General features: G+C 68.0%; 12 protein-coding genes and 1 pseudogene. 7 read left to right on the forward strand and 6 right to left on the reverse strand.

The window, feature by feature from the left end:
- Entirely contained in the window at positions 1-735 is a 735-nt protein-coding gene (locus tag FNV62_RS06470; RefSeq protein WP_164657615.1) for a site-specific integrase, read from the reverse strand.
- Positions 736-966: 231 nt separating this feature from the next.
- On the opposite strand from FNV62_RS06470, the gene FNV62_RS06475 reads away from it, so the two are divergent.
- Complete coding sequence (locus FNV62_RS06475; RefSeq protein ID WP_144314813.1) at positions 967-1941, forward strand: magnesium transporter CorA family protein; 975 nt, start codon at positions 967-969, stop codon at positions 1939-1941.
- Between the two features lie 399 nt (positions 1942-2340).
- On the opposite strand, the gene FNV62_RS06480 is transcribed toward FNV62_RS06475, so the two are convergent.
- Complete coding sequence (locus FNV62_RS06480) at positions 2341-4011, reverse strand: alkaline phosphatase family protein (RefSeq protein WP_225900176.1); 1671 nt, start codon at positions 4009-4011, stop codon at positions 2341-2343.
- Positions 4012-4374: 363 nt separating this feature from the next.
- Entirely contained in the window at positions 4375-5094 is a 720-nt protein-coding gene (locus tag FNV62_RS06485; protein ID WP_143612493.1) for an IS6 family transposase, read from the reverse strand.
- 402 nt (positions 5095-5496) lie between these two features.
- On the opposite strand from FNV62_RS06485, the gene FNV62_RS57910 reads away from it, so the two are divergent.
- From FNV62_RS57910 to FNV62_RS06505, 5 genes are all read left to right on the forward strand, one after another.
- Positions 5497-5709: a hypothetical protein gene (locus FNV62_RS57910; protein WP_413083914.1), complete on the forward strand. Its 213-nt coding sequence runs from the start codon at positions 5497-5499 to the stop codon at positions 5707-5709.
- A complete protein-coding gene (locus tag FNV62_RS06490) occupies positions 5646-6734 on the forward strand; it encodes a glycosyltransferase family 2 protein (protein ID WP_075033438.1) in 1089 nt (362 codons plus the stop codon). Before FNV62_RS57910 ends, FNV62_RS06490 begins: the two co-directional genes overlap by 64 nt.
- A gap of 56 nt (positions 6735-6790) precedes the next feature.
- Positions 6791-6931 (forward strand): hypothetical protein, encoded by a 141-nt coding sequence (locus tag FNV62_RS06495; RefSeq protein ID WP_164331566.1) that lies wholly within the window; start codon positions 6791-6793, stop codon positions 6929-6931.
- A gap of 282 nt (positions 6932-7213) precedes the next feature.
- Positions 7214-7405 carry a hypothetical protein gene (locus FNV62_RS06500; RefSeq protein WP_413083819.1) on the forward strand — a complete coding sequence of 64 codons (192 nt, stop codon included), beginning with the start codon at positions 7214-7216 and terminating at the stop codon, positions 7403-7405.
- A 416-nt stretch (positions 7406-7821) separates the two neighbouring features.
- A complete protein-coding gene (locus FNV62_RS06505) occupies positions 7822-9678 on the forward strand; it encodes a phosphatidylglycerol lysyltransferase domain-containing protein (RefSeq protein ID WP_144314814.1) in 1857 nt (618 codons plus the stop codon).
- A gap of 97 nt (positions 9679-9775) precedes the next feature.
- Here the strand turns inward: FNV62_RS06505 and FNV62_RS06510 are convergent, their stop codons facing one another.
- Both FNV62_RS06510 and FNV62_RS06515 read right to left on the reverse strand, forming a co-directional pair.
- Entirely contained in the window at positions 9776-10753 is a 978-nt protein-coding gene (locus tag FNV62_RS06510; RefSeq protein ID WP_205523131.1) for a transposase family protein, read from the reverse strand.
- Positions 10750-11475, reverse strand: coding sequence for an HAD family hydrolase (locus FNV62_RS06515; protein ID WP_144314815.1), 726 nt, complete (start codon positions 11473-11475; stop codon positions 10750-10752). Before FNV62_RS06515 ends, FNV62_RS06510 begins: the two co-directional genes overlap by 4 nt.
- Before the next feature lie 241 nt (positions 11476-11716).
- Here FNV62_RS06515 and FNV62_RS06520 point away from each other — a divergent pair.
- Positions 11717-12049 (forward strand): annotated as a pseudogene (locus FNV62_RS06520) (transposase); the annotation flags it as partial.
- Positions 12050-12538: 489 nt separating this feature from the next.
- Here the strand turns inward: FNV62_RS06520 and FNV62_RS06525 are convergent.
- Positions 12539-12937, reverse strand: a complete 399-nt coding sequence (locus FNV62_RS06525; RefSeq protein ID WP_144314816.1) for a hypothetical protein — start codon at positions 12935-12937, stop codon at positions 12539-12541.
- Between the last annotated feature and the right edge of the window lie 271 nt (positions 12938-13208).

The following is a 13208-nucleotide window of genomic DNA, read 5'->3' on the forward strand; positions in this document are numbered from 1 at the left end:
TCACCGTCCGCCGTGCGTGGTAGGGGTCCCCGCAGTGGCGGCGGGCGGGACGGGTGGGGCGGGTGGCAGGAGGCGGCCGGTGACGCGGGCGTTGGCCTGCTGCCAGTGCCACTCGATCCGTTCGGCGGGGACGTGGATGTAGCGGGCGGTGGTGGATATCCAGGTGTGGCCCAGCAGGGCTCCGATGGCTTCCAGCTCCATTCCCTGGTGGTAGAGGTGGGTGGCGCAGAAGTGGCGCAGCGGGTGCGGGGTCAGGCGTCCGGTCCAGGCGGGCAGCCGATGGGCGACGGCTTGGGCCAGGCCCTGGCGCAGGGTCTCGGCACAGGCCGGGCGCAGGCTGCCGTCGCTGTTGTGGCAGCGGCTGGGCAGCAGCGCCGCGCCGGCAGCGGCGGGGTCGTCACCGAACTGTCCGCGTACCTGGGACATCCACCAGGCCAGTAGCCGGTCGACGCCGTTGATGGCCGGGACCAGGCGTTGCCGGGGTCCGCTTCCTTTGGCGCCCTTGCCGCACCGCACGTGCAGGACGCCGCTGGAGCCGACCTGGGGGTACCAGTCCCCCACCGGCAGGCGGACGGTTTCGTTGATGCGCAGGCCCGCCCGCCGCCACAGGGATGCGGCCACGTAGTCCCGGGCCCCGGTCAGAAATTTGCTGCCCTGCTGGCCGGGCAGGCCGGAGCGCCAGCCGGCGAACAGGGTCTCGACCTCGCCGGCCGACGGCGGGATGCGTACGTGCACCCGGGCCAGCAGGCGGGGCTGGTTGAACGCGTCGACCGGCTGGGCCAGCGGCCGGCCGGTGATCTCCGCTGCCGGAGACGTGCTCGCTCGTGGTCGCCTCGACGGCTTCCACGAACGCTCCTGACCGTCCCCGCCACTGCTCGCCCGGGCGCGCGCACTCGTGTCGACGGGCGAACCCTCGGCAAGGAGCGGAAGCGGGCTTCTTACCAGGGCTGCTTATGGTGCGTCGCCATGACTCGCACACGGCTCTACCGCAACGGCTCCCTGATCCTGGAGGACTTTCCGACCGCGGACATCTCGGAATACGTGAACGATCCGGACGTGGCGGTCTGGCTCGACCTGTGCGATCCGTGCTCCGCCGACTTCGCGATGATCAGCGAGGAGTTCGGTCTGCACGAGCTCGCGGTGGAGGACGCACGTCAGGAGCATCAGCGGCCCAAGTTGGACCGCTACCGTACCCATGCCTTCCTCAGTGCCTACGGCACCAGTACCGACGAGACCGGTGGACAGCTGACCGCCAGCGAATTGTCCGTGTTCATAACGCCTACGGCGTTGATCACTATCCGCCCCGATCACCGGTTCGACATCGAGAAGGTCGTCGAACGCTGGGACAACAACAGTGATCTCGCCAAGTACGGGGTGGGGTTCCTGCTGCACGGACTGCTCGACCACATAGTCGACGGGCACTTCGCCGCCGTGCAGGATCTCGACGACCGTATCGAAGCAGTGGAGGATCTGCTCTTCGACGAGGGGCGCCAGCAGATGGACTCCGTCCAGCGTGACTCCTACGCGCTGCGTAAGAACCTCACGAAGCTGCGCCGCGTGGTGTTGCCGATGCGGGAGGTCGTGAACAGCCTCCTCCGGCGTGACCTGCACATCGTCGCCGAGCCCTTGCTCCCCTATTACCAGGATGTGTATGACCATGTCCTCAGGGCCACCGAGTGGACCGAGGCGCTGCGGGACATGATCACGTCCATCATGGAGACCAATCTGACCGTTCAGGGCAATCGCATGAACCTGATCATGAAGAAGGTCACCAGCTGGGCATCGATCGTGGCCGTACCCACGGCCGTCACCGGTTTCTACGGGCAGAACGTTCCGTATCCAGGTGTCAACACCCCCGCGGGTTTCCTGACTTCCACTGGTGTCATGGTCGTTGCATCGGTGCTGCTCTACTGGACCTTCAAGCGCAAGGACTGGATCTGACCCCGGCCCCGGCAGGGACCGGGCTGACTCCGGGTTTCGCAGAAGATTGCGAAGCGGTGGTCGCGGAGGCGAGGTCGACAGCGCGTTCCGTGCCGCTCCAGCACCGAGGTCCGTACGATCGTTGGAGAGCCCGGCGTCGTGGCGATGATGCGGCCGGACGATCCGTGGCTCTCGTTCCCCTGCAGATTCTTGAGCGGATCAACGAAGACCGCATGGTTGTGGTGCCATCCGAGGGACTCTTGTCAGCCACGGTGCACCCCTGGCGACACACCGCCTCTGCGGACGTGTCCTGCCGTCAGGTAGTCAGCTCATGCAGCGCTTGACGGCGCGCATGTACGGGTGGGCCGCACGCTGTTGTGCGTGCGGCCCACCCGTGCCGGGGTCACAGGTTGCCGAGGGTCAGCGGACCGGCAGGACCTGGGTGTGGTCCTTCTGGACGGCCTGCAGGTTGTGGGGGTTCAGGCCCAGGAGGGACAGGATCGTCGGGGCGATCTGGGTGGTCTCGACCTGAGCAGTCTTGGTCACGCCCTCGGGGGTTCCTGCGCCGGAGATGACGAGCGGGACGTTCAGGTCGTCGGTGTGGGCGCCGCCGTGCTCGGCGATTTTCCTGGTGCCGCCCGTGTAGACCACGCCGTACTTGGCGATGCCGAACAGGTCCGGGACCCGGGCGTCACCGGGCTTGACGCCGAAGTACGTGGCCGCTTCCTCGCCCGCGTAGAGCCTGCTCAGCCCGCCGTTCGTGAAGGATTTGGCGGGCTTGCCGTTGATGTCGGTGCCCTTGCCGGTCTGCGAGAGCAGGTACTGCTTGGCGAAAGAGGTGGCCTTGGCGGAGCGGTCGTGCAGCCACAGCAGCATGCCGTCGTCGTCCACGGAGTGCGCGACGAGATCGCCGGCGCCCGGGTGCTTCTTCTTCCAGGCGGCGTTGAGCCCGTCGAGCAGCGGACCGTCGTCGACGCGGGTCAGGGCCTTGGGGTCGATGGGAGACTGGCCGTGCTTGGCGGACAGCACGATGTCCGGGCTCGCGGCCAGGCCCTTGGCCTGGATCTCCTTGACCATCGCACCGACCTCGGTGTTGACGTAGTCGAGGTTCTTCTGCAGCAGCGGGCCGGGGACGCCCTTGGAGGCGTAGCCGCCCTTGAGGCCCTCGGAGGAGGGCAGCTTCTGCGCGGTGGAGACCGACTGGAAGTTCATGCCGAAGATCGCCGGGGTGCCGAACTTGTGGGCTCCGGAGTGGTCGTAGCCGTCGATCTCGTTGAGCACGGCCTTGACCTTGTACCCGTCGTACTGCTCGGTCGCCTTGTTGTCGGTGGTCCAGTCGTTCCCGGCCGAGTAGCCGCCTGCGTCGCTGTTGATCTCCGGGGAGAACTGGTCCTGGATGCCGGTGCCCGAAGGGCCGTTGAGGATGTCGTAGGCGATGTGCTTGTCCGACCAGGCGGTGCGCAGGCCGGCCTTGCGAGCCACGTTGAAGACGGTGTTCACCTGCAGGTACGAGTGCGGGTAGACCGGCTTGCAGGTCGTGGGGTCGACGGGCAGCTTGCTCGGGTCGAGCAGGCTCTGCGGCCGGCCCGTCATCTGCAGGATGCTGCCGGGCAGGTTCTTCAGCCCTTGGCCGGCATCGAGGGAGGCCTTGTTCTTGTCCATGTCCTCGGTCATGTCCACCTCTGCGCCGGGTTTGACGCCTTTGCAGTTGGTGGTGCCGGCCGGGAGCAGGGCGTGGTTGTACACGTCGTCGTAGTAGATGCCGGTGGTACTCGGGCCGCCGCCGGTGACCTGGGCGGTCATGCCGGGAAAGGAGTCCGAGGGGTTGGTGGTCTGCGCATCGGTGTAGTGCACGCCGCCGTTCACCAGCCGGGCCAGCGCGGAGCCGGGGTGTCGGGCGATGTACCAGGCCAGATCCGACTGGTGCAGACCGTCGACGGACAGCAGCAGGACGTGCTTGGCGGCCGCGGGCTTCTGCGGCGCGGCGGCGGCGGAGGCGCCGGTGAACTCCGACGCCGCGGCGAGCGAGCCTCCGGCGAGGGTCATGGCGATACCGAGGGCGGCGGCCAGTCGTATGGATCGGCGGGTCACAACTCACTCCAGTTGCTACTGACGACGCGGCAGCGGTGCGGGACATGAGTAGCCGCCGGTTCTGTCCCGGCAACGGCCGGAATCTGAACATTCGACAAACCCGCCGTGTTTGCCCCTCCACGTAAGACCGTGGGCCCGTGACGCCGGAGCGATGGAAGTGAAGCAGGCACCGGCCTCGACCAGCCTGTATGAGACGCCTGCCGAAGACGTTGAGAAGAGCTTGAGAAAACGTTGAACAGGGCGGGCGGCACCCCTGGCATGCACAGGCGCAACAGTGCCGTCGGCGGGGCGCTGTCACGTTGTTGCGGGGCCGATGCCTGACGGTGTGTCGGGGCGTGATGGGTTTGCGGTTGGGGCCTGTGGTCAGTCCGTGGCGGGCTGGTCGGCGGCGCCGGTGATCTGGTCCCAGATGGCGAAGCGGATGGTCATCTCGGCTCGGTAGTCGGGGGCGCTCATCAGGTGGCGGTGGGGCCGGAAGTGGGGCGAGATGCCGCTGAACGCGGACAGGAACCGCTGCGCCCCGCCGGCGGAGCGGAAGCCTTTCATCGCGTGTTCCCGTTGCCGGGTAGGCTGGTGGTTGTTCTCGGCCCGGTTGTTCAGTCCTTTGTGGGAGCGGTGCTCGACCGAGGGCATGACTTCGCGGTGGGCCGCGCCGTAGGAGCGGAGCTTGTCGGTGACGACCACCCGCGGCACCGTGCCGGTCTTCTTCATCAGGCGGCGGAAGAAGCGCCTGGCGGCGGCCTTGTCCCGCCGGTTCTGCACGAGGATGTCGAGCACGTTGCCGTCCTGGTCGACGGCCCGCCACAGGTACTTGTGCTCCCCGTTGATCTTGATGAAGACCTCGTCCAGGTGCCACTTGTCGCCGGGCCGGGGACGGCGGCGGCGCAGCCCGTTCGCGTAGGCCTGGCCGAACTTGGCGCACCAGCGGCGGATGGTCTCGTAGGAGACGATCACGCCGCGCTGGAGCAGCAGCTCCTCGACCTCGCGGAAGCTGAGCGGGAATCGGTGGTACAGCCACACGCAGTGGGATATGACCTCGACCGGGTAACGGTGCCCCCTATACGACGGCGACGCGCTCTCCACGGACGATCCCCCTCCACCACGACCAACCAGAAGATCATCCCACCCAGCCAGTCGACGTGACAGCGCCAGCAGAACAACGAAGGGCGTACGGCGCCGGACAGATGACCGGGCTGCGGGCCAAGCGGCTGGAGAAACTCGGCATGGTCTGGTCCCTGGCAGACGAACGCTTCCAGGAGAACCTGGAAGCGGCCCGCGCGTACTTCGGAGCACTGGACGCTGTGCGCGCCCCGGTCGGCGACGGCGCTGGACCGGTCGGTGGGGCAGTGGCTGTCCAACCTGCGGCGGCCCGGCGCGCTGGCCGAACACCCGGAGTGGGAGGCCGCGTTGAAAGCCGTCGACGAGGACTGGAACCCGGGGTGGCCGCCGGAGTGGCAGCGGCACTACGCCGCGCTGCAGGAGCTGGTGCGCGACGAGGACCAGGCGGAGGTCCTGCCCGGGTTCACGGTCCACGGGATGGACGTCGGGAAGTGGCTCGTCAAACAGCGGAAGTCGGCGGTCTGGCAGGCCCTGACGGACGCCACAGGGCAAGCCAGTTCAGATGTCACCCGGTCGTGCACCAGACCCTCACGTCCGATAGCTTGTCATGCCTTGAGCTGCCGACCTATGTTTCGATGATCATGCGCACATCCCCAATGATCAGCGTCATAGTCGCCGCTCACGACCTGCAGGGTCAGCTGGAGAGCTGCCTGCGTTCGATCCTGAACCAGTCCTTCCGGGATCTGGAGGTCGTCGCGGTCCTGGACCAGTCGCCTGAGTGCCCTGCGAACGTGGTGGATGACTACGCTCAGCGTGACGGGCGCGTGTCCGTCGTGCGCTTGAAGGGTGTCGTCGGCATCGGCCGGATACGCAACGCAGGCGCGGAGCACGCCGCCGGTGATTACCTGCTGTTCCTGGACAGCGATCACATCGTCGGGGGTACAACACTTCAGGCCATGGCCGACCAGCTGCAAGCTACAGACGAGCCGGACGTTCTTCTCTTCGGGCATACGCGTCTGCATCACCGTCGCTCCTGGCACGGTGCCGCCGCCGAGCTGATTGCCCAGCAGGGGCGTGAGTCCTTCGCCCCGATCGATCTGCCTGAATTGTTCGGTGCCCCCGCCTACTCCTGGGACCGCTTGTTCCGCCGCGACATGTGGATCCGGCAGCACCTCTCATTTCCCGACGGTCTCTACGAGGAGGTCTCGGCCGTCCACCGCGCCATGCTCGCCGCTGACCGGATCGGCGTTCTGAGATGGAACTGCGTGCAAATCCGCCGCCGGCTCACCCAACACCCCGCAGACGCGCCAGGCGGCACCCACTTCGACGTCTTCGCCAGGTACGAAGAGAGCTTCGGTCTGCTGCAGGAGCGCACCGCCCTGGACGCTCTGGCTCCCTTTCTCTTCACTCGCATGATTCGTCACTACCTCTTCCTTCTCAATCTTGAGGGGTGCCTCTCCCGCGCCGAGCGCCCGCAGTTCTTCCAACGCGCCAGCGAGCACTACCGCCGATTCCTCCCCGACGGCTACGAGCGCCCCGATGGCCGCGAGGGCGTCAAGTTCCAACTCGTCGCGAGCGGGATGTACAGCGCTTTCGAGGCCGCCAGGCTCCCTCAGCTCGCACGCGGCTTCGTCTCCCGGGGCGCCACCGTCCGCGGAGGGTAGCGCAGGCTGAGCGGCACCGACCGGGACACTCAATGTCAGGACGTGGCCTCACGCCCGTGACACGGCTTCCCGCCGCGCCGACGGGTGAACTCACCGAGCAGCCAGTCCTGATCCTCGACCTCCTCGCCAAAGTGGGTCTTCAAAAAAACTGGCGCGTGAACACGGCGGTGTCGACCGCAGCTGGCAGCGCGCCGTGAACGAGGCCCGCATCGTCTACAAGCGCGAGCAGTCAGCCGAACCCGGCACACCGCCCTGACATCCGTCCCCGCCGCTGCCCGCCCCACCGGTACGCCGGCCCCTGCCCGGCGCGAGCGCGGAGGGCCGCCGCCCGACGCGCAACAGACGACAGGCTCGCCCCGAACCCTCGCCCCCGATCCGCCGCCTGTCTGCGTCCCCCACCCAACATCACATACATCCCAAGAAGCAGACAGGACAGACCTCCTGGAGCTCACCCCAACCCTTGTCGCAGATTGGACGTCATGCCCAAGACCCACCCCGCTGTCGGCATCGACAGCATCGCCGCCGCTGCGGCCCGGCTCCGCGAAGCCGCGGCCACCGGCGTCCCTGCCGCCCCCGTACGCGACCTGATCGGCCGTGATGACGTCCAGGCGGCATACGCCGTGCAGCTGCAGCTCACCACTGGCCCCGGGGCTGGTGAGGCCGCCACCTGAAGTGGCCCTCCTGCCGGGTCTGACTCCGTGACGCGCCTGCACGCACCGCCCCGCCATGCGCACTACGCATCCGCCAACAAGTTGCGCGACGTACTGCATCGACTCCTGCTCAGACTGATGGTGGCCCTCGTCTCGCTCGGGACAATGGTGGCCACCATGACGGCCAGAGCCGCGCCGGTCAGCCTGGCCTGGATACTGGCGCCAGCGTGGCGGACCGCGGACGGCGGTGATCACAGCCGAACGCCCTCCGTGCCGGAGTGAGCTCCTGCACTACGGTTCCAGGGGCAGCACTGGCTCCGTTACGCTGACCCTACAAACTGTAGGGTCAGCGACGAGGGTGCGCGACGGACCGCGCGTCCGGCTGCCCGTCCCGCCCCCGCCGGTCCCACCGGCCCACGCCAAGGTGACGTGTCACCATGCCCGCTCAGCAGTCGGTCGTCATTCCCCCACAACCCAACGCCCGCCGCGGCCTCACACTCCCGTCACCCAGTCCACGCCTGCGGGCGCGGGCTGCCGCCGCCACCGTCTGGTACCTGCGTCTGGTCGCCGTGCTCAACGTTGTCGCGGTGCTGTCGGTGCCGTTCCGCCAAGAGGTCAACGAGCACAACACCGGCCGGATCACCATGCACCGGGAGCACGCGCACCACTCCGGCGGTTTCTTCACCCCATACCTGGCCACCGCCGGCCTGGTCTCGGCCACCCTCGCGATCTTTTTCGTGCTGGTGATGCGGCGCAGGAAGCGGGCCGCCTGGGTGGCCAACCTGTTGCTCGCCGGCCCGCTCTTCGCGCTCTACCTGCTCGCCCTCACCCAGGACCAATACCGCAGCCACGTCTTCAACTGGGGCTCCGCCGGCCTCACCGGCCTCTTCGTGGCCGCGCTGCTGATCGGCCGCCGCGAGTTCAACGCCGTCGGCGACCCCTCCAACCCGAAGCTCGCCCTGGCCGTCGGCGCCGGCAGCATCCTGGTGACCGGCGGACTCGGCACGCTGCTCGTACACGCCACCAACAAGCTGCACGGCGCCAGCCTGCCCGACGAGATCGTCTACACCCTGCTGCGCGGCGTCAGTGTCGGCCCGCTCGCCGACCACATCGACAACGTGCACGCGCCGCGCTGGGTGGACATCACGATCAACATCCTGCTCGCGGCGGCCTTCTGTCTGGTCCTGTACGCCTGCTTCCGCTCGCCGCGCGGCCGCAGGCGGCTCAGCGTGGAGGACGAGGAGGGGCTGCGACGTCTACTGGACAAGCACGGCGCCCGCGACTCCCTCGGTTACTTCGCGCTGCGCCGCGACAAGGCCGTCACCTGGTCGCCGACCGGCAAGGCCGCCGTCACCTACCGCGTCGTCGGCGCGGTCAGTCTCGCCTCCGGCGATCCGATCGGCGACCCCGAGGCCTGGCCCGGCGCCATCGACGCCTGGCTCGCCGAGGCCCGCCGGCACGCCTGGACGCCCGCAGTGATGGGCGCAGGCGAGGAGGCCGGCACGATCTACGCCCGGCACGGCCTGGACGCGCTGGAGCTGGGCGACGAGGCCATCGTCGACGTCGATGACTTCTCGCTCGAAGGCCGCGCGATGCGCGTGGTACGGCAGGCACACAACCGGGTCCGCCGGGCCGGCTACACCGTGCGCATCCGCCGTCACGAGGACATCCCCGACGACGAGATGGCCACCCTGATCGAGCTGGCCGACCAGTGGCGCGACGGCGCGACCGAGCGCGGCTTCTCCATGGCCCTGGGCCGCCTCGGTGACCCGCGCGACGGGCGCTGCGTGCTGCTGGAGTGCCGGGACGGCGACGACAGACCACGGGCGCTGCTCAGCTTCGTGCCGTGGGGCGAGCACGGGCTGTCCCTGGACCTGATGCGCCGGGACCGCAACTCCGAGAACGGCCTGATGGAGTTCATGGTTGTCGAGCTCCTGCTGCGCGCGAAGGAGATCGACGTCGAGCGGGTGTCGCTGAACTTCGCGATGTTCCGCGCGGTCTTCGAGCGCGGCGCCCGCCTCGGCGCGGGGCCCTTCCTGCGGCTGTGGCGTTCGATCCTCTCCTTCTTCTCACGTTGGTGGCAGATCGAGTCCTTGTACCGCGCCAACGCCAAGTACCGGCCGGTCTGGGAGCCCCGCTTCCTCCTCTTCGCCAAGAGCAGCGATCTTCCGCGCATCGGCATCGCCAGCGCCCGTGCCGAGGGCTTCCTCACCGTGCCCGCGCTCCCGTCGTTCAAGCGGCGTAAGGAGCAGTCCGAAGCGGCCGCCGAGGGTGCGGTCACATCGTCCTGCTGAGCGCCTTGGCGGTTTCGGTAGCGTCTCTGATCAGCTAACGACTCGGTCCGCGATTGGGGTCGGGGCGTGCTGGCCTGGCAGATCGGCTGGTAGTTGATCAATAGGTCGCCTGTCGGGCGAGCACCAGTTCAGTGCTCGGCTTGCGGCGGGTTACCCGGCGGGCAGAGCGGTCCGAGACCAGTGAGGCGATCACGACGTGGGTTTCGGCGTAGTCCTCGCGCCGACCGATGTATCGCTGGAGCGGGCGCCACTGCCGCAGTTCGGCATTGGTGTGCTCGACGCAGATCCGGGCTGAGGACTGCCGACGGCGCATCTCCCGCCATGCGTGCTGCTCGCCAAGCGGTGCGTCGTCCTTCGGTTTCTTCGGCGGGGCACTGACCTGGTCGGGGAACTCATTGGCCAGGCCCCGATAGCCCTCGTCGACCTCAGCTCTCACCTTCGGACGGAGCCGGAGCTGTTCGGCGATGCCCTCAGTGCGCATTGGGGTCTGGTCGTGCATGCGACCGGGCCGGTCCGCGCCCGACCACAGCAGGCGACCCTGGCCATCGCTGACGGTGGTGGTCTTCATGGTGTTCTGCTTCTTCTTGCCTGAGACGAAGGCCCGCCGTCCGGGCCGGTTGGCCTTGGGCCGGCGGACCTGGGTCTCCGCTCCATCGATCCGCAGCGTGATCCCCTCGGCTTCCGCGTAGGCGAACACGTCCGCCAGGGTGCGCAACCGCACCCTGGGGCGGTCGGGGACGGCGAAGCCGCGCGACGCCAGCAACGGCCGGACCTCGCCGATGGCGCGGGAAACGGTGGAGCGAGCGGTACCGTACAGCTCAGCCAGGGCGGCGTGCGGGAGCCCAGTGCGCAGGTGCACCAGGGTGACCAGCACCCGGTCAGTGAAGACCAGGCCGTACTTCGGTCCGGCGCCAGCCTCCCGCTGCCGCTCGGTGCCACGCCGCTCATGCAGAGCCGACTCGCACCGGGCAAGCCACGGGTCTGCCAACTCCTCGATCAAGTCGCCGAGATGTGAACGGGAGATGCCGCAGAAAGCAGGATGTAACAAGGCCGCACGGGCCCACTTCTTGGTCACACTCGATCGGCCAGACGGAGCACTGCATCCAGTCCGCGACACGAACCGGGAGTGGCTCGACCAGGCAGCACATACGAGCGCAGTCCCGCCCCAGCCGCGCCGCCATCCTTCGCGGGATGGTCACCCACCATCAGCGTCTCCTCCGGAGCGACACCCAGTTCACGGCAGGCATGCTGAAACAGCAACGGGTCCGGCTTTTCAGTGTCGTGTTCGTAGGAGTGCACCCAGGACGAAAAGTAGTGGTCAAGGCCGTGATGAGCGAAGGTGGCCCGCAGATCCCAGCCCACATCGCTGACCACCCCCAGAACCACGCAGCTCTGAGTCAGCCGGACCAGTGTGGACTCGGTATCCGCGTAAGGCACCCAATGCTCAGGGGCCTGCAGTTGCTCATAGAGCACGTCAGCGACCGGTGCCAGCTCGGGAACCGAGGCATACCAGGTTGTGCAGGCATGGTGATGTGCCCTTGAGGACACGTCACGGCCACGCTGGGCCTCGACCACGTCGGGGTCCGACAGACTGCCTTCGAGCCCGCTCAGCATGACGTCCATCGCCACCTCGTCCACGGGTTCAGCCATCGCCGCTCGGATCCGGTCTGCATACGTATCGATCTGGAACAGAGTGCCGGAGAAGTCGAAGAGGACGGCCCGCACGGCCAGCGGCGCCTGCGAGGTGGTCCTGGCACGGATGGGCCCTTCAGGACCGCAAGCAGGGAGGCGAGTCATTTGATCTTCCTACCGCAGGCCGGACGAGAATGACCAGGTCTATCGCGGACCAGGTCGTTACCTTGCACGATGCCAACAGTGACGGCGCGGTCGTTGGTCGCGCCCTGTGGGGGGTCTGTACGCTCACCGGTGTAATTGATGATCATGGAAGAGACATCGAGTGGCTGACACCGTGACCGAGTCCGTGGCCGCCAATGACCAGGCGGAACCGTCGCCGGAGGCCGCGACGGTCGAGCAGAAACTGATCGACCAGCTCGTCGAGCAGGCCCGGAACAAGGGACTGCAGCTGACCGGCGAGGGCGGGCTGCTGCAGCAGCTGACCAAGACGGTTCTGGAGTCCGCCCTGGAGGGCGAGATCACCGACCATCTCGGCTATGACAAGCACGATCCGGCGGGCAAGGACGGCGGCAACTCCCGTAACGGCACCCGGTCCAAGACCGTGCTGACCGACATCGGCCCGGTCGAGATCGACATGCCCCGCGACCGGGAGGGCTCCTTCGAGCCGGCCACCGTCAAGAAGCGGCAGCGCCGGCTGACCGGCGTGGAAGAGATGGTGCTCTCGCTGTCCGCCAAGGCACGGCGCCCGCCTGGCCGCGGCCGAACGCGGCGACGGTCGCCGCGGACGTCGGGGCGACGAAGGCCCAGTTGGAGCGGGCCCGCGTGGCCGATTACGGCTCCGGTTGGCCCCGCAGGAAAGGCTACGGCTTCCCGGAGGCTTTGACGGAACGGATGCCTGCGACTGCCAGCAGTACCGCAGTCAGGGACCACGCAGGGACACTGCTCGACGGATACAGGACCACAGCCCACCAGGCGTGGCTTCCTGCCGGGCCACGTCCCGCGACGATGCTAGCGATCATCAGCACCCCCGACAGCCCGACGGACCCTCGGCACGGGCGGCCACGCCGGCGCGAACCCCGTCCGCCTCGTCTGACGCCCTGACCGGCACCGCGGAAAAGAGCGCGAGGACGCAGGGGGCCGGCCAGCCAGCCGTGTGCTCCGGCGCCGCAGCTTGACCGCGGTCGTCCGGCCCCTCACAGACCGAGGTCCGGACGGCTGGACCAGGTCAGCACGGCGGCACGATGTTGCGGTGGAAGTAGAGGGCGCCGTCGACATAAGGAGCGAAGGTCCACCAGGGGTCGGTAACGGTGGCCCAGCTGGAACCGTTGGCGTACTCGACCTGCCACGTGCGGTACCAGACGTCGCCGGCGTTGCCGACTTGGCCGCCGGCGACCCAGCAGTCGATCATCAGATAGTCCCCGTTGCTCAGGGGGGTGTAGCCGAGCTTGTTGGCAGGCGTGTCGTAGGGGTGCGAATAGACACCAACGTGGCTGCCGGTCGAAACCTGGTCCGTGACCGGATTGGGAAGCGGGGTGGCCTGCGCGCTCGTGGTGCTGGCGACGGCTGCGGCTGCGGCTGCGGCGATGACGGCCGCGACGGCGGCCTTGGTGATGCCTCCGGGCATGTTTCCCCCTACGGTCGGCCCCGGAGTCCTCCAATGGATGCCGGGGAGTTGTGGACAGCGGCCCGCGGCGGGGCCGTTGGATTCGCGTACCAGCTTGCCTGTGCACGGTCAGCCGGGGAATGACGCTGGCTTGACGTTCCCCTGACACTTCGAGCGGTCGCTGCGCCGCTTGGGCCGGCCTTTCGCGAAGCGGCAAGACCAGGCTGCCCGAGCCGGCTTGGTGAAGTTCCGATTCCCGCACGATCCCGCACACCCGCTCCCAGACCATGTA

Origin of the sequence: Streptomyces sp. RLB3-17 (genome assembly GCF_007113425.2) — a bacterium.
GTDB lineage: Bacteria > Actinomycetota > Actinomycetes > Streptomycetales > Streptomycetaceae > Streptomyces > Streptomyces mirabilis_D.

Bases quoted from the DNA above. Each gene is read 5' to 3' on its own strand.
- FNV62_RS06505 (WP_144314814.1), top strand. From the start codon at position 7,822: ATGCCCGCTCAGCAGTCGGTCGTCATTCCCCCACAACCCAACGCCCGC.
- FNV62_RS06525 (WP_144314816.1), bottom strand. From the start codon at position 12,937: ATGCCCGGAGGCATCACCAAGGCCGCCGTCGCGGCCGTCATCGCCGCA.
- FNV62_RS06515 (WP_144314815.1), bottom strand. From the start codon at position 11,475: ATGACTCGCCTCCCTGCTTGCGGTCCTGAAGGGCCCATCCGTGCCAGG.
- FNV62_RS06475 (WP_144314813.1), top strand. From the start codon at position 967: ATGACTCGCACACGGCTCTACCGCAACGGCTCCCTGATCCTGGAGGAC.
- FNV62_RS06500 (WP_413083819.1), top strand. From the start codon at position 7,214: ATGCCCAAGACCCACCCCGCTGTCGGCATCGACAGCATCGCCGCCGCT.